Raw genomic sequence first — 19,546 nt, 5'->3', positions numbered from 1 at the left:
AGATGGAGAACGCCCTGAACCCCCCAGAGGTTTTCGCCATCGTCGCCGCCGTCAAAGACGCCTACAAGTCCCTGGAAGATCCGGACTTCGCCTTCGTCGCCAAGGCGGTGAAGCTTCAGAGCTTCAACAGGCTCCTGGACGAGCTCGGGCAGTCCTTCACGCTTTTCGAGACCACCGACGAGAACGACGACGTTGCCTTCACCCATCTGTTGAGCGGCGGCTCTCAGGATCTCGGTCTCTGGCTTTCCATGGTCGGGCCCTATGCTTTGATCCAACGCGTCGGCGAAGACCATGTGGAGACTCTGCGGGCGCCGTTTTCCGTCCAGGAAGAAATGCTGATCGCCACGCTGCGCGAGCACAACGTCACACTGGTGTCGGACGACCTGCTGCGGCATCGTATCCGCATGAACCTGGACGAGGCCGTCAAGGGCATGGTCACACTCTACCAGGCGCTTTTCGACAACAGTCAGGCCCTGCCCTGGGATCAGGGTGATTGGACAGAGGAGCCCGATGACAGCCAGCCACACTAGCCTTCCGGTCATCGACATGACTCCGCTGTTTCGGGGCGACGACGGGGCGGGACGGGAACGCGTGGCCGGAGAGATCGAGGCAGCCTGCCGGGCCAGCGGATTCTTCTACGTCAGGGGCCACGGCGTCGATGACGACACGCTTGAAGCGCTCGATACCGCGGCGCGGCGCTTCTTCGCCCTGCCGCAAGACGTGAAGCTGCAGATCCCCATGAGCCGGGGCGGACGCGCCTGGCGCGGTTTCTTTCCGCTGGGCGGCGAGCTGACCTCGGGAAGGCCGGACGGCAAGGAAGGTCTCTACTTCGGCAGCGAACTCTCCGAAGATCATCCGCGCGTGAAAGCCGGATGGCCGTTGCACGGCGCTAACCTTTGGCCGGCGGAAGTGCCCGAACTGCGCCCTGCCGTCGAAGCCTATATGGCCGCAGCCACGCGAGCGGCGCACCATCTGATCGAGGGCGTAGCGCTCAGCCTCGGCCTCGCCGCCGACTACTTCCACCGGCACTACACCGCGGACCCCACGGTGCTGTTTCGCATCTTCCACTATCCGCCGACGCCGCCGGCTGTCGACGGGCAGGAGAACTGGGGCGTGGGGGAACACAGTGACTACGGCCTGCTGACATTGCTGGCACAGGATGATCACGGCGGCCTGCAGGTGAAGACGCCGCAGGGCTGGATCGCCGCACCGCCCCTGCCCGGCACCCTGGTCTGCAACATCGGCGACATGCTGGACCGCCTGACCGGCGGCTGGTACCGCTCCACCCCGCACCGCGTGAAGAACGTCAGCGGCGAAGAACGCCTCTCCTTTCCCCTTTTCTTCGATCCCGACTTCGCCGCCGAGATGAAACCCCTGCCGCCGGCAGCCATGAAGGGTGACGGCAGCGGCGCCCCACGCTGGGACGGCGCCGACCTGCAGGCCTTCGAAGGCACCTACGGCGACTACCTGCTGGGCAAGGTGTCGAAGGTCTTTCCGGAACTGGGTGGGGACGTGCTCTAGGCGCGCAAAACCAAAGCCCCCTCACCCCGACCCTCTCCCACGGAGGGGAGAGGGGGAAACAAAAGAGACGGCTGCAATAACCCGATCCCCTTGTGGGAGAGGGCGAACCGAAGGGTCGGGTTACTGCAACAACCCTCTCCCCTCGTGGGAGAGAGAGGGGCCCGCGAAGCGGGAGGGTGAGGGGGAATCCTACGCCCGCCGCTTACCCGCCAAATCCCCCAGCAACGCTTCCAGGCCCGCGATGCTGTCCAGCACGTGATGGGCATGGGGGGCGAGGTCGTCGTGGCCACCGCTGCCGGTGAGCACGCCGACCAGCAGGCCGGCACCACCGCGCCGCCCCATCTCCATGTCGTGGCGGCTGTCGCCGACCACGGCGACGGCAGCGGGGTCGAGACCGAGAGCCCTGCAGAAGCCCTGTACCATGCCGGGCCCGGGCTTGGCGCCGTGACCGGAGTCGTAACCGGCGATGAATTCGAAGTGGTCGAGCACGGCAAAAGGCGCCAGGCTGTTGTGGGCGCCTTCCTCGCTGTCGTTGGTCGCAACGCCCAGGGCAAGCCCCTGCCCGGTCAAGGACTCCAGCGTCCCGGCCAGGCCTTCGACCGCCACGGCGGTCTCGCCACTGCCGGCTTCGAAGATCTGCGACAGCCGGGCAGTGAGTTCCGCCGCATCGCCGCCGATCACCTCGGCCCAGCAGGCACCCAGGTCGTCGTTGCTGCCGGCGATGATGACCGAGTCAGGGAGGCAGGTACCGCTCACCGGGTCGTAGCCGGAGGCAACCAGCAGGCGTTCCGCCAGCAGAGGATCATTGTCCGCCGCCGCCAGCGCCGCCCGCCGGTTCAACGGCATCCAGGTGCCGTGATAGTCCAGCAGCGTGCCGTCCTTGTCGAAGAGGATGCCCTGTATGTTCACGAAGCCGCCGCCTCCGCCGGCTCGTCGGCCACGCTGCTCTGGCGCAGGATACCGGCGTAGATTTCCTCGTCGCCGCAAACGCCGACCAGCCTGCCGTCTTCCATCAGGGCGACGGGATGCCCGGTCGCCTGGCGCAGTTCGATGGCGATCCGCATCGACATATCGGTCGGCGCGGTGATCAGGGCGACCGGCGGCAGGTCGGCCATGTTCAGATCCTCGCTGTAGGGCATCAGGCGGCCGAGATAGCCGTCCAGGGTCACCGAGACCGGCGCGCCCCTGTCATCCAGTTTCACCCGGAAGCGGCCGCGGTTGTCCAGCAGCACGGAATCATCCTCGCGCTTCAGTTCCGCGACCGGCGTCATGAGGGAGCCGCCGCGCAGCACGTTCAGCGGATTCATATGGGCGACGAACTCGGCGACATAGTCGTTGGAGGGGTTCAGCACGATGGCCTCCGGCTCACCGTACTGCACGATGCGCCCCGCCTCCATGATGGCGATGTGGCTGCCCAGCTTCAGCGCCTCGTCGAGATCGTGGCTGACGAAGATGATGGTCTTCTTCAGACGGCGCTGCAGTTCCAGCAGTTCGTCCTGCAGATGATCGCGGATCAGAGGGTCGAGCGCGGAGAAGGGCTCGTCCATCAGCAGGATGTCGGCGTCGGTGGCAAAGGCGCGGGCGAGGCCGACGCGCTGCTGCATGCCGCCGGAAAGCTCATGCGCGAACTTGTCCTTCCACTGCGACAGGCCGACCATTTCCAGCTTTTCCTCGACGATGGCATCGCGCTCCGCCGTCGCCAGACCGCGCAGTTCCAGACCGAAGCCGACGTTCTCCTTCACCGTGCGCCAGGGCAGCAGGGCGAACTGCTGAAACACCATGGCGACCCGACTCATGCGCAGACGGCGCAGCGTGGCGGCGTCGCAGGAGGCGACGTCGACCAGGCCGGACTCGTCGCGCACCATGACCGCGCCGCGGGTGACCTTGTTGAGGCCGTTGACGGCGCGCAGCAAGGTCGACTTGCCGGAGCCCGACAGGCCCATCAGGACGCAGATTTCCCCCTCCTCGATCGCCAGGGAGGCACCGGCAACGCCCAGCACATTGCCGGTCCGGTCGAGGATTTCGTCGCGGGTGGCGCCGCCGTCCAGCAGGGTGACCGCCTTCGCGGTCTCCTTGCCGAAGATGATGTCCACGTCCTTGAACTCAACGGATACCTTTTCTTGTCCGGTCATCGATCAGCCCTCCTTCTTGGCGCCGGGACCGCGCTGCTTGCAGAGCCGGTCGAGCAGAATGGCGACGATGACGATGGAGAGCCCGGCCTCGAAGCCCTGGGCCACGTTCACCGTGTTGAGCGCGCGCACCACAGGCTTGCCGAGACCGTCGGCCCCCACCAGGGCGGCGATAACCACCATCGACAACGACAGCATGATGCACTGGGTAATCCCCGCCATGATGGTCGGCATGGCATGGGGCAACTCGACTTTCCAGAGCAGCTGGCTTTTTGTGGCGCCGAATGACTCGCCCGCCTCGACCAGGTTCTTGGGCACCGAGGAAACACCGAGATAGGTCAGGCGGATCGGCGCCGGAATCGCGAAAATGACGGTGGAGATCAGCCCGGGCACGACACCAAGGCCGAAGATGATCAGGGTCGGAATAAGATAGGCGAAGGTCGGAATGGTCTGCATCAGGTCAAGCACCGGCCGCATGCCGGTATAGAGCCAGGGCCGATGCGCCGCGGCGATGCCCAGCGGCACCCCGATAACGGTACAGAAGAAGGCGGCGTAGATGACCAGGGAGAGGGTTTCGATGGTCTCTTCCCAATAGCCGAGATTGATGACCAGCAGCAGCGAGAGTGCGACGCCGACCGCCAACCAGACCGAGCGCTGCAACCAGTAAGCGCCGCCAGCGATGAGCGCGATCAGAAACAGGGCTGGGATGAACAGCAGAACATCGGTCAGGCCGTTGATCAGGAATCCCAGAACGCCGGAAATGCCGTCGAAGAACCAGGCCGCATGGTCGTTCAGGAACTCCACGAAAGCCTTGATCCACTTACCCAGCGGAATCTTGTTGTCCTCAAGCCACTCCATCCGAAATTCCCCCTTCGCACTGTCCGTCTTTAAGGCCCCTTCCCCCGCGACGGTTTCGAGAGAGAGTTCAAAGCAGAACGGTCAGACCACAAGGCCTGACCGCTCCAAGTCTACACGCATTTGGCCAGAGCGCTTACAGGCCGAGGTGCGCCTTAACCGCGGCCAGGCCGTCACCGCCGTCCAGCGTCTTCACACCGGCGAGCCAGCCGTCGAGGATTTCCGGATTGGCCTTCAGCCAATCCGTCGCGGCGTCCTTCGGATCTTCCTCATCGTCCAGGATCGCGCCCATGATGGCGCCTTCCATGGGCAGGGTGAACTTCAGGTTGGCCAGCAATTGGCCGACATTCGGGCAGTCGCTGGTGTAACCCTTGCGCACGTTGGTGAAGACCGTGGCACCACCGAAATCCGGGCCGAAGAAATCATCACCACCGGAAAGATAGACCAGATCGTGGTTGTTGTTCATCGGATGCGGCGCCCAGCCGAGGAAGACGATGTGTTCCTCACGCTTCTCGGAGCGCGCAACCTGGGTCAGCATGCCCGCCTCGGAGGACTCCACCACCTCAAAACCTCTCAGGCCGAAGGCGTCCTGGTCGATCATGTCCTGGATCAGGCGATTGCCGTCGTTCCCCGGCTCAATCCCGTAGATCTTGCCGTCCAGTTCGTCCTTGAACTTGGCGATGTCGGCAAAGTCCCTGATGCCGGCTTCTGCCGTATAGCTGGGAACCGCCAGGGTGTACTTGGCACCTTCCAGATTGGCGCCCAGAACCTCGACCGAACCTTCATCGCGATACTTGGCCAGATCGCCTTCCATGGTCGGCATCCAGTTGCCGAGGAAGATGTCGATGTCGCCGTTCTTCAGGCTGGCGTAGGTCACCGGCACGGCCAGCAACTCGGACTCGGGCTTGTAGCCCAAACCATCCAGCACCACAGAGGTCGCCGCCGTGGTCGCCGTGATGTCGGTCCAGCCGACGTCGGCGAAGTTCACTTCCTCACAGGCTGCCGGATCGGCCGCCGTGGCGCTGCCCGCTGCCGTGGAAATGGCCAGCGCCGCAGCCGCCGCCAGGCCGAATTGAGTTGTCCGCTGCATGGAATAAGCCTCCTCTTTCCCTATCGCTTGTGCGTTTGTTGCTTTACTGCTCCTGTCCTCACGGGTGCGTCTGCACAGCCGGACAAGCGGAGCATTTTTTGAAATGACCGCGCAAGGCTATGTTTTTTTGATTGAACGTTCAATCAAAATAAAATACCTGTCTATCAAGGGCCTGATGAACAGCGGGTCCCGCGGCTCAGATTGTGCCGAGTTGAGGTTGTCTTGGCGAAAGGCTGGCGCTGACATGCCCAAGGTTGGAATGGAGGATCTGCGGCGCCGTCAATTGATTGCGGCGACCATTACCTCGATCCACGAAGAAGGTTTCGCCAACGCCACCATCTCGCGCATCAGCCGCAACGCCGGCCTTTCAGGCGGGATCGTCGCCCACTACTTCGAAGACAAGGCCGGGCTGCTGGCGGCCACCATGCGCTCCCTCGCCCAGGACCTGTTGCAGGAGACCCTGCACCATCTGCGTCAGGCGGAAACGCCGCGCCAGCGGATCGATGCGGTCATCGCCGCCAACTTCTCCGACGAGCAGGGGGATCCGGAAACCGTTTCCGCCTGGCTCGCCTTCTGGTCGGAGGCACGCTACGCCCCCGCCCTCTGGCGCATACAGAAAATCAACGAACGGCGTATGCTGAGCAATCTCGGCCATGCCTTCAAACAACTGCTGCCGGCTGAGGACGCACGCAGCGCCGCGGCCGGTCTTGCCGCGATGATCGAGGGGCTGTGGCTGCGCTGCGCGCTCTCCAGCGGCCCGCTCACCATGGATCAGGCCCGCCTGATCGCCCGCGACTATGTCGACCGCCTTTTGGACCCCCGGCTCCTGGAAAAACAGTAATGCGCAATCTGCCCGAACAGAAACTCTACATCGGCGGTGGCTATCGCGACGCCCTGAGCGGCGAGAGCTTCGAAACCGTGAACCCGGCGACCGGCGAGGTGATCTGCGCCATCCAACAGGCCGGCGCCGCAGACGTCGAGGCCGCCGTGGCTGCGGCACAGGAAGGCTTTGCCGTCTGGTCGGCGATGAGCGGTGCCGAACGCGGCCTGATCCTGGCCGAGGCCGCGCGGCTGCTGCGCGCCCGCAACCGCGAACTGGCCGAACTGGAGGTCCTGGACAACGGCAAGCCGATCCAGGAGGCCGAGGTTGTGGACATTGCCTCCGGCGCCGAATGCCTGGAGTTCTTTTCCGGCGTCGCCGGCACCCTGCATGGCGAGCACTACGACTTCGGCGGCGACTTCGCTTATACCCGGCGGGAACCGCTGGGCATCTGCGCGGGGATCGGTGCCTGGAACTATCCCATGCAGATCGCCTGCTGGAAGTCGGCCCCGGCGCTGGCCTGCGGCAATGCAATGATCTTCAAGCCGGCGGAACTGACCCCCCTCACCGCCCTGAAACTCGCTGAGATCTATACCGAGGCCGGGCTGCCCGATGGCGTCTTCAATGTCGTTCAGGGTTTCGGCGACACCGGGCGCATGCTGACCCGCCATCCCGGCATCGCCAAGGTCTCGCTGACCGGCGAGGTCGGCACCGGCAAGAAGGTCATGGCCGACGCGGCGGAAAGCCTGAAGGCCGTGACGCTGGAGCTGGGCGGCAAGTCGCCGATGATCGTCTTCGACGACGCGGATATCGAAAACGCCGTGCACGGCGCCCTGCTCGCCAACTTCTATACCCAGGGCGAGGTCTGCTCCAACGGCACCCGGGTCTTCGTGCATGAAAGCATCCAGGACGCCTTCCTGGCGCGTCTTGTCGAGAAGACCAGGACGCTGAAGATCGGCGACCCCATGGACCCGGAAACCCAGGTCGGCGCGCTTATCTCCAAAGATCACACCGAGAAGGTGCTGGGTTACATCGAGAAGGGCAAAGCCGAGGGCGCAAAGGTGGCCGTCGGCGGCGGACGGCCGGAAGACGCGGCGCTAGCCGCCGGCAACTTCGTCGAGCCGACCATTTTTGCCGGTTGCGCCGACGACATGACCATCGTGCGCGAGGAAATCTTCGGCCCGGTCATGACCGTGCTGCCCTTCAACGACGACGAGGAGGTCGTCGCCCGGGCCAACGACACCGAGTTCGGGCTCTCCGCCGGGGTCTTCACCCGCGACCTGAACCGGGCCCACCGGGTGATCGCCAAGCTGCAGGCCGGGTCCTGCTGGATCAACACCTACAACATCACGCCCATCGCCGTGCCCTTCGGTGGCATGAAGCAATCCGGCATCGGCCGCGAAAACGGCCTTGCCGCCATCGAACACTATAGCCAGTTGAAAAGCGTCTACGTCGCCCTGAACGGCGTCGACTCGCCCTATTAGAAACTGCCACATGCTTCGAGACGGACCTTCGGTCCTCCTCAGCATGAAGATAGGTTATCGCCTCACCCTGAGGAGCCTTGTGCAACAAGGCGTCTCGAAGGGTGGAGCCACTGATTGGAATTCCAGTTCAGTCACCCGATAGAGTTTGCCTGCGATGCCCGATACAGAGAACTTCGACTACATTATCATCGGCGCCGGTTCTGCCGGCTGCGTGCTGGCCAGCCGCCTGACCGAAGACCCGGAGGTCCGGGTCCTGGTGCTGGAGGCCGGCGGGCGCGACAACTCGATCTTCATCCATATGCCGGCGGCACTCGCCAAGCCGCTGGCCAACGACAAGTACAACTGGTTCTATCATTCGGAGCCCGAACCCCATCTGAACAACCGTCGCCTTTACTGCCCGCGCGGGCGGGTGCTGGGCGGCTCCTCCTCCATCAACGGCATGGCCTATGTGCGCGGCCATGCCCGCGATTACGACCGCTGGGCGCAGTCGGGATTAAGCGGCTGGTCCTACGCCGACGTGCTGCCTTATTTCCGCAAGGCCGAGACCTATGAGCGCGGGCCCGACGATTACCGTGGCGGCGACGGGCCGCTGAACGTTTCCGCCGGCGCCTGTGAGAACCCGCTTTTCCAGGCCTGGATCGAGGCCGGACGCCAGGCCGGCTATCCGGTGACGACCGACCCGAACGGGCAGCAGCAGGAAGGTTTCGGCCACATGGACATGACCGTCCACAACGGGCGGCGCTGGAGTGCCATGGTGGCCTATCTGAAGCCGGCCATGGAAAGGCCGAACCTCACCGTCTGGACCCGGGCGCTCACCACCCGCCTGCTGATCGAAAACAACCGCGCCGTCGGTGTCGAACTGGCCAAGGGCCGCGAGCGGGTCGAGGTGCGGGCGGAGCGCGAAGTCATCCTCTCCGGCGGGGCCATCAACTCACCCCAGGTGCTGCTGCTGTCGGGTGTCGGCCCGGCCGACGAGCTGGCGGCTCTGGGCATTCCGGTGGTTCAGGACCTGCCCGGCGTCGGCAAGAACCTGCAGGATCACCTGGAGGTGTACGTCCAGCATGCCTGCACCCAGCCGATCACGCTTTACTCGGCGCTGAAGCCCTGGAACCAGGCGAAGATCGGTTTCGACTGGTTGTTCTTCAAGAAAGGCCTGGGTGCCACCAGCCACTTCGAGGCCGGCGGCTTCATCCGCAGCCGCGCCGGGATCGAACATCCGGACCTGCAATACCACTTCCTGCCCATCGCCATGAACTACGACGGCAGCAGCCCGGCGGGCAGCCACGGCTTCCAGGCCCATGTCGGCCCGATGCGCTCGCAGAGCCGCGGTTCGGTGACGCTGAAGTCATCGGACCCGAAAGAGCCGCCGCGTATCTTCTTCAACTACATGAGCCAGGAAGCCGACCGTCAGGAGTTCCGCGCCGGTATCCGCCTGACACGGGAGGTCTTCGCCCAGAAGGCTTTCGACGCCTTTCGCGGGCCGGAACTGGCCCCGGGTCCCGAGGCGCAGACGGACGAGGAACTCGACGCCTTCGTGCGCGAACACGTCGAAAGCGCCTATCACCCCTCCTGCTCCTGCCGGATGGGGACCGACCCGATGGCGGTTGTCGACGGCGAAGCGAAAGTGCATGGGCTGGAGCGCCTGCGCGTGATCGACGCCTCCATCATGCCCTCCATCGTCAGCGGCAACCTGAACGCCCCGACCATCATGCTGGCCGAAAAGCTGGCCGACAAAGTCCGCGGCAAGACGCCCCTGCCCGCCTCCGACGCTCCGGTCTGGATCGCCCCGAACTGGGACACGGCGCAGCGGTAGCCAGCTTCCCCTCCCGCTGATGCGGGAAGCGGATATCCCCCTCACCCTCCCGCTGATGCGGGCCCCTCCCTCTCCCACGGAGGGGAGAGGGAAGTTAGAGGCGACTTCACTGTTTCTCCCTCTCCCTTTGTGGGCTACGGCATTCACGGAATTGCTTCTCTTTGAGGCGATGATGTGATTCAAGCAATCCAGGTTTTTTGGGGGATCTGGATGGCTGGGTTTGGAGACGTGCGTGTTGCGGGTCGGTCGGAATGGATGATGGACCAGTTGGTGTCGAGCGGCAGTTGCGTATTGCGCAAGGTTGGTGGTGACCGGGCTGGTGAGATGGCGTGCCACCGGTTTTTGTCTTCGCCGCATTCCAGCGTTGCGGCGATCCTGTCCGGCCTTGCGGCCCGGACGGCGGCGGTGTGCGCGGGTCGGCATGTGATCTGCATCCAGGATACGAGCGAGATCAACTTCAAGAACCGCGCGGCCAACCGCCGGGGTTTTGGATGCGGGGCGGATGGCACGAGCCCGGCCTTTTTCCTGCACCCGCTGCTTGCGGTGGACGCCGAGGACGAGGCGGTGCTTGGCCTTGTGGGGGCCGAGATCTGGACCCGGCCGCCGGTCAAGGCGGGCGATCGTCGGCGGCGTGCGCCTTCGGACAAGGAGAGCGGTCGCTGGCTGTCCGGGGCGCGCTGCGCCGGCGAGGGTTTGGCCGGCGCCGCCAGCGTAACCGTGGTGGCCGACCGGGAAAGCGACGTCTACACGCTGTTTGCCGGCAAGCCCGAGGGCGTGGAGCTTGTGGTGCGGGCGCGCCACGACCGTGGCTTGGCGGACGGGGAGAACGAAGCAGACGGGGCGGATGGCCGCCGCCTGTTCGAGGCACTGGCGGCGGAACCTGCGCAAGGCCGGTCTGTCGTGAAGGTCGGCCCGCGTGGGCCGGGCGACAAGGGCCGCGAGGCCACGGTGGAACTGCGGGCACGCCGTGTGCGGATCGTCCGCCCCTCGAGGCTGAAGAAGGCGCATGCCGCAGAGATGGTCGAGATGACCGTCGTCGAAGCGCGCGAGCCCGATCCGCCGGCGGGCAAGGCGGCGCTGCACTGGCGTCTGCTGTCGTCGGCGGACATCGCGCCGCAGCGTGCGGTTCAGCTCTACCGCCTGCGCTGGCGCATCGAGCAGCTGTTCCGAACCTGCAAGAGCGACGGCCTGCGCTTCGACGAAACCCAGATGCACGATGCCGGGCGGCTGATGAAGTTCGCCGCCATGGCGCTCGGCGCCGCGGCCCGCATCATGCAACTGGTCGATGCCCGCGACGGCTCGCGCCGACCGGCGACGGACGCCCTCGACGCCGGCTTTCTGCCCGCACTCCAGGCGATCTCCAAGACGCTCGAAGGCAACACCGAGCGCCAGAAAAATCCGCATCCAGCCGACAGCCTCGCGTTCCTCGCCTGGGTCTGCGCCCGCCTCGGCGGATGGAACTGCTACTACAAACCGCCCGGACCAAAGACCATGAAAACCGGTTGGCAAACCCTCGCAGCACAACTCACCGGATTCGCACTCGCAACAAACATCGAAAATGTGTGAATCCCATAGCCCCTAGTGGGAGAGGGCCGGGGTGAGGGGGACACCGGCTATGCCGATTACCGATCTACCAAAAACTGCCGCAACGGCCGATCATCCCAGACCTGAACTTCGATGAATCTGTCGTAAACATCGGGCGCCGCGGTCAGCCCATGGCTTGACGGCACGCCGAACTGCGCAACCACAGCCTTGATCTCAGCCAGAGTGAAGACCTGGCCATGGTATGGCTTACGGTCGTCTGAGTGCATAGCCTCTGTTGCCAGGGGCAAGCTCGCCATGCTGTCTGGATAAGTGAAGGTAAGAACTTCGGGCGGCAATGAGGCTAAGGGAAGCACCAAAGACTCAGGCCGCGCCGGATCCCGGCCGTCGGCAAAGTCGCCCAGGAAGAAATAGATCGGGTGCTTCAGATAGGGCTTGCCGCACTTTCTTGTCCGCTCGGCATAGAGCCAGCGCTCGGTTCTTAGTCTTCGCCTCAGGTAGTTTTCCTTAGGAGACGATTGCGTGGTGTTTCTGATCTCCGACAGGATCGTCTCCGCCTCCCACGGTGGAAGGTTACAGATGTTCCGAAATGCACCTCGGTCCGGATCGTAGTTGTGAGTAATGACGTCGGGGAGACTGTACATAGCCAGAGTCTAAACCAACGTTCCTTAACAGGGAACAACCCTGCCGGCCCCCCTACACGTGACAAGCGCGTGTTAGCGGTCCTGTTGAAAGGCGCTTATTCGGCCTGAAGGCTTTCGATCAGCAGCGCCGCCAGTTCCGATAACTCGAACTCGGCACTGAGGTCTGGATTGTCGGCCAGCTTCAACAGCTTCTGCGCGTCCGCGAGGCGGTCGCGCTCTGCGAGAGAGATTGCCGCGACATTCAGGAAGAGTTCGACCTTGTTCGGGTCCGTCAGGCGCTTCGAAAGTTCAAGAAAGTCTTCCGGCGTTTGTTCACCGGGCAGGGCCCGCCCGCTGGCCACCGTCTGCGCAACTCTGGCCACGCGGCCGTGGGTCAAATAGTCGTTCCCCGAGTCCGCGATTTTGAGCCTTTTCTCCACCGCCTCCATCGCAATCTCGGCGCTACCTTCTCTCGCGGCAGCCTCGCCCAACAGCGTTAGTTCGCGAAAGTGCGCGTCGTGACCCTCCAGCCAATCAGCAAGTTCAGCCGCTTTCTCAAACTGTCCCAACGCTATGTGGACCTCCAAGAGCTCGCGGAGGATTTCCGGGAGTTCCTCGACCTCGTCCATTTCCAAGTGCGCCTGAACGGCATCGGCCAGGCGTTTCGCCCGCGCCTCATCACCGTATAGGGCGCTGTTGAAAGCAATTCAGCTCAACCCGATGAGCCGCGCCCGCTCGACCTCTTGAATGTCGGTCATGATCTGCTCGGCCAGGTCAAACCGGCCTTCCATCAGCGCGGTGCGGCCGACCGCCAGGCGAACGTCGTCTGCATGTTCCAGAGAATCGCCGGCAACCCTGTCGACAACGGCCAGAGCGTCTTCTACAAGGCCGGCCATCATCATGAACTCGGCCTGCAAACGCATCATGTAGGAACGCCGAAACAGATCATCGATCCCGGCGGCCTCGTCGAGGTTTGCCTGAAAAACTTCCCGCGCCCGATCCGGATCGCCCTGATCTGCCAGGGCCCCGGCAAGCTGTCCCAGTGTCACAAGCTTCTGATCGGGGTAACCGATGTCGCCGGCGACCTGCAGGGCAGCCTCCAGTCTCTCCGCGGACTGCAGGGTGAGAGCGATGGTTCGCAGCAGTGAGTCGCGGTTGCGTTCACGTTCGACCTCTACCTCGGCCAGAGTCTTCTGCGCCAGCTCAAACAGTCGATCCGCCGACTCCTCCTTCTCCCGATGGTGAGCCTGCAGGCCAACTGTGGCAAAGTCCCGCGCACGCGCTGCCGGATCGTCTATCGCCATCAGGGAAAGTTCGACATCAGCCAAGGGCTGCGATCTGACCTGCGCAAGCGCCAATCCGAAATACGCGTTGTTCCGGATCGTGGAATCGCCGATCTGCATTGCATTGTCCCAGGCCAAGCCGAAACGTTCCTCGACGGCGAACTGGCCAACCAGCCCGGCATGGAACTCGTCCGACAACTGCGCATCGTCGATTTCCTTGACCAGCAGCCAAGCCGGCTCGACCTCGCCATCCGCGACAAAGCGCTGGATGATCGCCGTCAGCACCGCGCGTTTTGGCTGCATGTCCTCGATCAGGTCCGCAACATCACGCGCAGCCGCGTATTCGCGGACATTCGCCTGCATAACGCCCAGCACCGCAAGCTTCGTCTCTTTCAGAGGTCTGCGATCGATCGTCAGTGCCACCTTCAGGGCGCTGTCCAGAAAGCCGTTGTTGATCAACTTGTCCGCAAGAGCAGCGGTGAGATGGTCTCTGTCCTGCGGATCCTGCTCACTCAGCCGGTCCAGCAGGCGGTCCAGGAGCGGCCCGGCGCAATCCGCCCGAACCGGCACCTCGTAGCAGGTCTCGGCAACGGTCTGCGCCTCTGCAGCCGGGTGGCTTCCCAGGCACAACAGGCTGGCGCCGAGAAGCAGCGCACCAAGACCCTTCTTGTTCATTCTTCATTCCCTGATTGAAATTGCGGCCGCGACACCAGGAGCCGGGACGGCTTCTGCGGTCGCGCACGATCCGCTTGGATCCATTGGCGGTGTGTCGCACAGGGTGAGCCGCAGGTTCAAGCGATGATCGGCGTATTCCGGCAGGACGTTGCGGCTATCGTCAGAGCCGTAGAGTTGCTGGTACTATCCACCCGCCGCAGCAACACCGCACCCGCGCCGCCCGCCGAGGCGGCCACCAAAATTTGGGAGTCTGAAATGGCTTATGGCTACAACCCCCCGGGAATCTGGGGGCCGAACGGGCGCGCCTTTTCGCAGGGCGTGATCGCCGGCGAAGGGGTCACGCTCTACATCACCGGACAGGTCGCCTGGGACGCCGAGAGCAAGGTCGTCGGCCCCGGCGACTGCGCGGCGCAGATGCACAAGGCCATCGAAAACACGCAGGTGATTCTGGAGGCTGCCGGGGGCACGCTCGACGACATCGTCTCGATGACCATCTACTTCCTGGCGCGCGACGACCTGCCGGCGATCCAGGAGGTACGCGGCCAATACTTCAAGACGCCAACCGCGCCGGCCAGCATTCTCATCCAGGTGCCCGGTCTGGTGATTCCGGAACTGCTGGTCGAGATCGTCCCCATCGCCCTGATCCCGCACAAGCGCTTCAAGCGGCCGAAGACCTAGATGTGGAGCCTCAACAGGTTGTCCTTGGCTATGCCGATTTGGCTGATTGGTGTCTTGGCATTGAGGCTACCATGGGGTCGGTGCCAGTTGTAGCGGTGGAGCCATAGTGGCAGTTCCTGGGCGCGCTGTTCGGAAGTCTGGTAGGCCCTGGCATAGGCCCATTCCCTGAGTGCGATTTGGATGAACCTCTCGGCCTTGCCGTTGGTCTTGGGGGTGAAGGGTTTTGTGCGGATATGTCTAAGGCCGAGGATTTTGCAGGCCTTTGCGAAGTCCTTGGAGCGATAGCAGGAGCCGTTATCGGTCATGACCCTCTCGACGATGACGCCGAGGCTTTTGTAGTAGGCGACGGCGCTGTGTTTTCGTTCGTCTGGCAAGATCTGGCTGAAGGCGAGGCGGGACCTGTCGTCGATGCAGACGTGGACGAACTCCCAGCCGATGCCGCGGGTTCGGCTCTGCCCGCTGCGATCGCCGGTGATGCGGTGTCCGGTCCTGGAGAACCGGCCGAGCTTCTTGCCGAGCTTCTTAATGTCGATGTGGATCAGTTCGCCGGGACGCTCTCGCTGATAGCGTCGCACCGGCTCGGCCGGCTCCAGGGCACTCAGCCTGTTGAGCCCCAGGCGTCTCAGGACGCGGCTGACCGTGGCTGGCGACACGCCGACCTCGGCGGCGATCTGCTGACCGGTCCAGCGTCGTCGGCGCAAGGTCTCGATGCGCTGGAGCTTGGCCGGTGGCGTCGGCTGGTGCAGGCGGTACGGCCGGGACGAACGGTCCGCCAGGCCTGCCAGCCCCTCGTCGTTATAGCGTTTGAGCCATTTGCGGACGGTTCGCTCGCAGACCCCGAGGGCGACGGCCACGGCCTTTGAGCTCTGCCCGTCGAACAGCACCCGGCGTACCAGCTCGCCTCGACTATGCGGTGTCAGACGGGCATTCTTGTGGATGTCCATTCGGTCCCTCCGGGTTCGCTAAAGCTTCAGCAACTTCAGCTTCCTCGGTCGGGGCCGAGTGGACAACCTGTTGAAAGCTCACACCTAGAGCACCCAGACAGAAGGGCCGGAAAGAAAAGAGCCGCGTCAGGTGACGAGACGGATCGGCTCTGCCGAGGTTTCACGCACTGCGTTTTCGGCCGCCGGGCGCACAATACCTTCGAGCAGGAAAAAGGTCTTCCCCCGGTCATTGCCGTAGAAGAAGTCGACGCTGAAGTCGGTGAACAAATCCCCATAGCGGTCTTGCACCGCGTCGGCATCAGCGAAGTGACGCACATGGGATTTCCAGGGGAAATTGGGCACTGTCCCGATAAAATACACCCCGGGCTTCACACGGCGGATCGCCTCTATGTCGCTCTCGACGTGTTCCAGAAACTCGGTCGTCAACAGACAATCGTAGTCGCAAACATCGAAGGCATCGCTCTTAAAGGCATCTTCGTTGCGGAACTCAAAGTCGGGACAGACGAGACGAGCCTGGGCGATGCGCTTCTCGCTGAAGTCAAGACCGCAGTACTGTCTGATACCCTTGTCGCTCAACAGCTGCGCCAACTGTCCACTGCCGCAACCAATATCCAATATGGAGCCGACACCCCGCCGAACCAGGCGGTCCGCTATGACCGTCCAGAGAAAATAGTAGCTCGACTTGGTGTAGTGCTCGCGCCAATGCTGGTTCTGCTCAAAGGCACGGTCGTACCAGAGGCTGTCCCGCTCACCCCAGGGCTGCTCATCCTGGGTTCGTCCAAGAAGTCTTTTAAGAACACGTTTCAAGCGACGCATCGGATCTCCCCAATCCACGAACGCCATCTCTTGCTCTCGATCCCCACCAGCAACTTACAACAGATTTTCTTATTGCATAAAACAACCTCGGACTGCGCCAAATTTTGACACAGAGTGAGCCAAGCCCAGCGCTTTGGTTGAGACCGCCCTCGCCCTCCGGCTGACGCGGGTCCCTCCCTCTCCCACGAGGGGAGAGGGAGACTACCCTTCGATCAACTTCTCCAGCGTCGGCAGGACATCCGCTTCCTCGACCGGCTTGTCCCAGCGGATGCGGTGGATGCGGGGAAAGCGCATGGCGACCCCGGACTTGTGGCGCTTGGAGCGATGCACGGCATCAAAGGCGACCTCCAGCACGACGCCGGGTTTCACTGCCCTGACCGGACCGAAGCGTTCGGTGGTGTTGGCCCGCACCCATTTGTCGAGCCGCAGCAGTTCCTCGTCGGTGAAGCCGGAGTAGGCCTTGCCAACGGGCACCAGCTCCGGCGCACCCTCCGCCCCTGTCCGCCAAGCACCGAAAGTGTAGTCGGAATAGAGGGAGGAGCGCTTGCCGTGGCCACGCTGGGCATACATCAGGACGGTATCCAGGGTCAGCGCATCGCGCTTCCACTTGAACCAGGGTCCCTTGGGCCGCCCGGCAACATAGGGGCTGTCCCCCAGCTTCAGCATCAGCCCTTCGATGGAACGCTCCCGCGCCGTCCCGCGCAAGGCCGTCAGGTCATCCCAGCTTTCGAAGTCGAGCAACGGCGAGAGATCGATCCGGGCCGGCTGCACTGCCGCATGCCAGGCCTCCAAACACCGCCGGCGCGCGTCGAAACCGCGGCTCCGTAAATCCTCGTCACCGTCGAAGAGAATATCGTAGACCCTGAGATGGGCCGGGAACTCCTGCAGCATCTTTGCCGTTACCCGCTTGCGGTTGAGGCGCTGCTGAAGGTCGTTGAAGGTCGCGATTTCCCCATCCCGCGCGACCAGCAGTTCGCCGTCCAGAACCGCATCGAAATCGGCTTTCTCCATCAGATCCGGGAAAGCGCCGGTGATCTCATCGCCGGAACGGGAGAAGAGCCGTGCCTCGCCACCACCGGCGGCCAACTGCACCCGGATGCCGTCCCACTTCCACTCCGCGCGATAGGCCGCCGGATCGAATTTCTCAAGTTCTGTATCGTCGAGGGGGTTGGCCAGCATGAGCGGGCGGAAGGCGCGGCGCAGATCGATATCAGGCGCCTCCGCCCTGCCCTCCAACCAGGCAAAGACCTCGGTGAAGGGCGGCGTCACGCCGTGCCAGATCTCCTCGATCTCCTCCAGGCTCCCGTTCCCGAGTTGCGCCAGTGCGGTCTTGGCCAAACGCGCCGAGACGCCGACGCGCAGCCCCCCGGTGATCAGTTTCAGGAATGCCCAGCGCCCGTTGGCATCCAGCGCGTCGAGCCAGCCTTCGACCAGCCTGGGCGAGTCCGAACGGCTGGCGGTCGAAAGGCGCTCCACCACCTCGGCCAGTTCCGGCGAACGGTTGGCGCCCGGCCGTTCCGGCCAGATGAGGGCGACGGTCTCGGCCATGTCGCCGACGAAGTCGTAGGACCAGCCGTAGAGAACCGGATCGACGCGCTGTTCGACCAGACCGCGGATCATCGCCGGCTTGGCGGATGCAAAATCTAGCCGCCCGGTCAGCGCCGCCAGGGCATAGCCACGGTCCGGGTCCGGCGCCGCACGGAAGTAATCGGCCATCAGGGTCAGCTTGGCGTTGCGCCCGGCGGTGTAAGAGAGGCGATCGAGAAGCTCGGCGAAGGCCTTCATGCCTTGGCCTCCTGCGGTGTCGTCGCCTCTTCCTGTTCCTCCTCACCGCGGCCGATCAGGGCCAGCGCCCGGGCGCGGATCCCCCTGCCCGTGGCGTAGTGGACGAGGGCTTCCTCATTGCCGTGGGTGACCCAGACCTCCGGCGCGCCGACGTCTTCCAGGGTCTGTACAAGTTCGTCCCAATCGGCATGGTCGGAGAGAATGAGCGGCAGCTCCGCACCGCGCTGTTTGGCCCGCGCCCGCACCCGCATCCAGCCGGAGGCCATGGCGGTCAAGGGGTCCGGCAGACGCCGCGACCAGCGGTCCGCGAGCGCGGAAGGCGGGGCCAGCACGATCTCCCCTGCAAGTTCGGCCTTGGGCCTATCGCCGACGTGCCGGAGTTCCCCAAGATCGACGCCGAGGTCGCGGTAAAGATCGCAGAGCCCTTGCAGCGCGCCATGAATGTAGAGCGGCCGGTCGTAGCCCGCTTGGCGCAGCAGCGCGATCACCCGCTGCGCCTTGCCGAGGCTGTAGGCACCCACCAGAATCGCCCGTTCCGGGAACTGCCGTTGCGCTGTCAACAACTTGGCGATTTCGCCTTCGTCCGGCGGATGGCGAAAGACCGGCAGACCGAAAGTCGCCTCGGTGATAAAGACATCACAGGGCATCGGATCGAAAAGCGTGCAGGTCGGGTCAGGCCGGCGCTTGTAGTCGCCGGAGACGATGATGCGGCAGCCTTTCCATTCCAGCACCGCCTGGGCGCTGCCCAGCACATGGCCTGCGGGCAGAAAGGAGAGTTTCACCCCGCCGATGTCGCGGACCTCGCCATAGGTCAGGGGCTCCAGGTCATCGCCCGCCTGCTCCCCGTAACGCCTTTGCATGATTGCCAGGGTTTCCGGCGTCGCCAGCACGGCGCGGTTCCCGGGCCGGGCATGGTCGGCGTGACCGTGAGTCACCACGGCGCACTCCACCGGCCGGTGCGGGTCGACATAAAAGCCCCCCGGCTCGCAATAGAGCCCGCGCTCGGTTACCTTGAGCCAGGATTCAGGTTTTATGGTCATGTTTTCAGGAGCGACTTTACCCGATGACGGACGATTTTGTTCTGCACGAAGGCCTCGCGGCGGATTGTATCACCCTGGACGATTGGCCGCTCTGTCATGTGCTGCTGATGAACGATGCCACCTATCCCTGGCTGATCCTGGTGCCCCGCCGTGCTGGATTGCGTGATTTCCACGATGTCGGAGAGGACGACATACCGCAGTTCACCGGCGAGATCAGCCGCGCTTCCCGCGCCCTTCAATCTAGCTTCAAGCCGGTCAAAATCAACGTTGCCGCGCTTGGCAACATGGTGCCGCAGCTCCACGTCCACATCATCGCCCGCTTCGCCGACGACCCGGCCTGGCCGGGTCCGATCTGGGGCAAGGTCCCGGCGCGGCCTTATGAGTCCGGGCCATTGCAGGAGCGTCTCGATCTGCTGAAAGGCGCATTCAAGGTGGCCTGATCCCTCCT

General features: G+C 63.9%; 19 protein-coding genes. 8 read left to right on the top strand and 11 right to left on the bottom strand.

Going from position 1 to position 19,546, the window contains the following annotated elements; all coding sequences use genetic code 11:
- Positions 1 to 2 precede the first annotated feature (2 nt).
- On the top strand, positions 3 to 530 hold the full coding sequence (locus ACP146_RS07130) for a hypothetical protein (RefSeq protein WP_422366077.1): 528 nt from the start codon (positions 3 to 5) through the stop codon (positions 528 to 530).
- Positions 511 to 1,521 (top strand): isopenicillin N synthase family dioxygenase, encoded by a 1,011-nt coding sequence (locus tag ACP146_RS07125; RefSeq protein ID WP_422366076.1) that lies wholly within the window; start codon positions 511 to 513, stop codon positions 1,519 to 1,521. Before ACP146_RS07130 ends, ACP146_RS07125 begins: the two co-directional genes overlap by 20 nt.
- 189 nt (positions 1,522 to 1,710) lie before the next feature.
- Here ACP146_RS07125 and ACP146_RS07120 read toward each other — a convergent pair whose 3' ends face one another.
- From ACP146_RS07120 to ACP146_RS07105, 4 genes are all read right to left on the bottom strand, one after another.
- A complete protein-coding gene (locus ACP146_RS07120; RefSeq protein ID WP_422366075.1) occupies positions 1,711 to 2,430 on the bottom strand; it encodes an HAD family hydrolase in 720 nt (239 codons plus the stop codon).
- The gene (gene choV / locus ACP146_RS07115) at positions 2,427 to 3,653 is read right to left on the bottom strand and encodes a choline ABC transporter ATP-binding protein (protein WP_422366074.1); all 1,227 of its coding nucleotides are present in this window, start codon (positions 3,651 to 3,653) and stop codon (positions 2,427 to 2,429) included. The genes ACP146_RS07120 and choV overlap by 4 nt, the downstream gene beginning before the upstream one ends.
- A 3-nt stretch (positions 3,654 to 3,656) precedes the next feature.
- The gene (choW, locus tag ACP146_RS07110) at positions 3,657 to 4,508 is read right to left on the bottom strand and encodes a choline ABC transporter permease subunit (RefSeq protein WP_422366073.1); all 852 of its coding nucleotides are present in this window, start codon (positions 4,506 to 4,508) and stop codon (positions 3,657 to 3,659) included.
- Positions 4,509 to 4,641: 133 nt separating this feature from the next.
- A complete protein-coding gene (locus ACP146_RS07105; protein WP_422366072.1) occupies positions 4,642 to 5,595 on the bottom strand; it encodes a choline ABC transporter substrate-binding protein in 954 nt (317 codons plus the stop codon).
- Positions 5,596 to 5,839: 244 nt separating this feature from the next.
- Here ACP146_RS07105 and betI point away from each other — a divergent pair, with 244 nt between their 5' ends.
- The 4 genes from betI (at position 5,840) to ACP146_RS07085 (ending at position 11,278) form a co-directional block, all read left to right on the top strand.
- Positions 5,840 to 6,436: a transcriptional regulator BetI gene (betI, locus tag ACP146_RS07100; RefSeq protein ID WP_422366071.1), complete on the top strand. Its 597-nt coding sequence runs from the start codon at positions 5,840 to 5,842 to the stop codon at positions 6,434 to 6,436.
- Positions 6,436 to 7,899, top strand: a complete 1,464-nt coding sequence (gene betB / locus ACP146_RS07095) for a betaine-aldehyde dehydrogenase (RefSeq protein ID WP_422366070.1) — start codon at positions 6,436 to 6,438, stop codon at positions 7,897 to 7,899. Before betI ends, betB begins: the two co-directional genes overlap by 1 nt.
- A 154-nt stretch (positions 7,900 to 8,053) precedes the next feature.
- A complete protein-coding gene (betA, locus tag ACP146_RS07090; protein WP_422366069.1) occupies positions 8,054 to 9,712 on the top strand; it encodes a choline dehydrogenase in 1,659 nt (552 codons plus the stop codon).
- Positions 9,713 to 9,922: 210 nt separating this feature from the next.
- Positions 9,923 to 11,278 carry an IS4 family transposase gene (locus ACP146_RS07085; RefSeq protein ID WP_422364713.1) on the top strand — a complete coding sequence of 452 codons (1,356 nt, stop codon included), beginning with the start codon at positions 9,923 to 9,925 and terminating at the stop codon, positions 11,276 to 11,278.
- A 56-nt stretch (positions 11,279 to 11,334) separates the two neighbouring features.
- Here ACP146_RS07085 and ACP146_RS07080 read toward each other — a convergent pair whose 3' ends face one another.
- From ACP146_RS07080 to ACP146_RS07070, 3 genes are all read right to left on the bottom strand, one after another.
- Positions 11,335 to 11,898 carry a hypothetical protein gene (locus ACP146_RS07080; RefSeq protein ID WP_422366068.1) on the bottom strand — a complete coding sequence of 188 codons (564 nt, stop codon included), beginning with the start codon at positions 11,896 to 11,898 and terminating at the stop codon, positions 11,335 to 11,337.
- A gap of 95 nt (positions 11,899 to 11,993) precedes the next feature.
- Positions 11,994 to 12,506 carry a hypothetical protein gene (locus ACP146_RS07075; protein WP_422366067.1) on the bottom strand — a complete coding sequence of 171 codons (513 nt, stop codon included), beginning with the start codon at positions 12,504 to 12,506 and terminating at the stop codon, positions 11,994 to 11,996.
- A gap of 78 nt (positions 12,507 to 12,584) precedes the next feature.
- Positions 12,585 to 13,835 carry a hypothetical protein gene (locus tag ACP146_RS07070; RefSeq protein ID WP_422366066.1) on the bottom strand — a complete coding sequence of 417 codons (1,251 nt, stop codon included), beginning with the start codon at positions 13,833 to 13,835 and terminating at the stop codon, positions 12,585 to 12,587.
- A gap of 123 nt (positions 13,836 to 13,958) precedes the next feature.
- On the opposite strand from ACP146_RS07070, the gene ACP146_RS07065 reads away from it, so the two are divergent.
- The gene (locus ACP146_RS07065) at positions 13,959 to 14,513 is read left to right on the top strand and encodes a RidA family protein (RefSeq protein WP_422366065.1); all 555 of its coding nucleotides are present in this window, start codon (positions 13,959 to 13,961) and stop codon (positions 14,511 to 14,513) included.
- Here the strand turns inward: ACP146_RS07065 and ACP146_RS07060 are convergent.
- The 4 genes from ACP146_RS07060 to ACP146_RS07045 all read right to left on the bottom strand — a co-directional run bounded on the left by ACP146_RS07060 (position 14,510) and on the right by ACP146_RS07045 (position 19,098).
- Positions 14,510 to 15,457: an IS481 family transposase gene (locus tag ACP146_RS07060; protein ID WP_422366064.1), complete on the bottom strand. Its 948-nt coding sequence runs from the start codon at positions 15,455 to 15,457 to the stop codon at positions 14,510 to 14,512. The genes ACP146_RS07065 and ACP146_RS07060 overlap by 4 nt on opposite strands.
- A gap of 126 nt (positions 15,458 to 15,583) precedes the next feature.
- Positions 15,584 to 16,300, bottom strand: a complete 717-nt coding sequence (locus ACP146_RS07055; protein WP_422366063.1) for a class I SAM-dependent methyltransferase — start codon at positions 16,298 to 16,300, stop codon at positions 15,584 to 15,586.
- Positions 16,301 to 16,474: 174 nt separating this feature from the next.
- Positions 16,475 to 18,058: a cisplatin damage response ATP-dependent DNA ligase gene (locus ACP146_RS07050; protein ID WP_422366062.1), complete on the bottom strand. Its 1,584-nt coding sequence runs from the start codon at positions 18,056 to 18,058 to the stop codon at positions 16,475 to 16,477.
- Positions 18,055 to 19,098, bottom strand: a complete 1,044-nt coding sequence (locus ACP146_RS07045; RefSeq protein WP_422366061.1) for a ligase-associated DNA damage response exonuclease — start codon at positions 19,096 to 19,098, stop codon at positions 18,055 to 18,057. Before ACP146_RS07045 ends, ACP146_RS07050 begins: the two co-directional genes overlap by 4 nt.
- Before the next feature lie 23 nt (positions 19,099 to 19,121).
- Here ACP146_RS07045 and ACP146_RS07040 point away from each other — a divergent pair, with 23 nt between their 5' ends.
- Entirely contained in the window at positions 19,122 to 19,538 is a 417-nt protein-coding gene (locus tag ACP146_RS07040; protein WP_422366060.1) for an HIT domain-containing protein, read from the top strand.
- The last annotated feature ends 8 nt before the right edge of the window (positions 19,539 to 19,546 follow it).

The sequence above is a fragment of the Pelagibius sp. genome (assembly GCF_965249265.1).
GTDB lineage: Bacteria > Pseudomonadota > Alphaproteobacteria > Kiloniellales > Kiloniellaceae > Pelagibius.
This window is presented reverse-complemented; position numbering and strand designations above follow the sequence as displayed.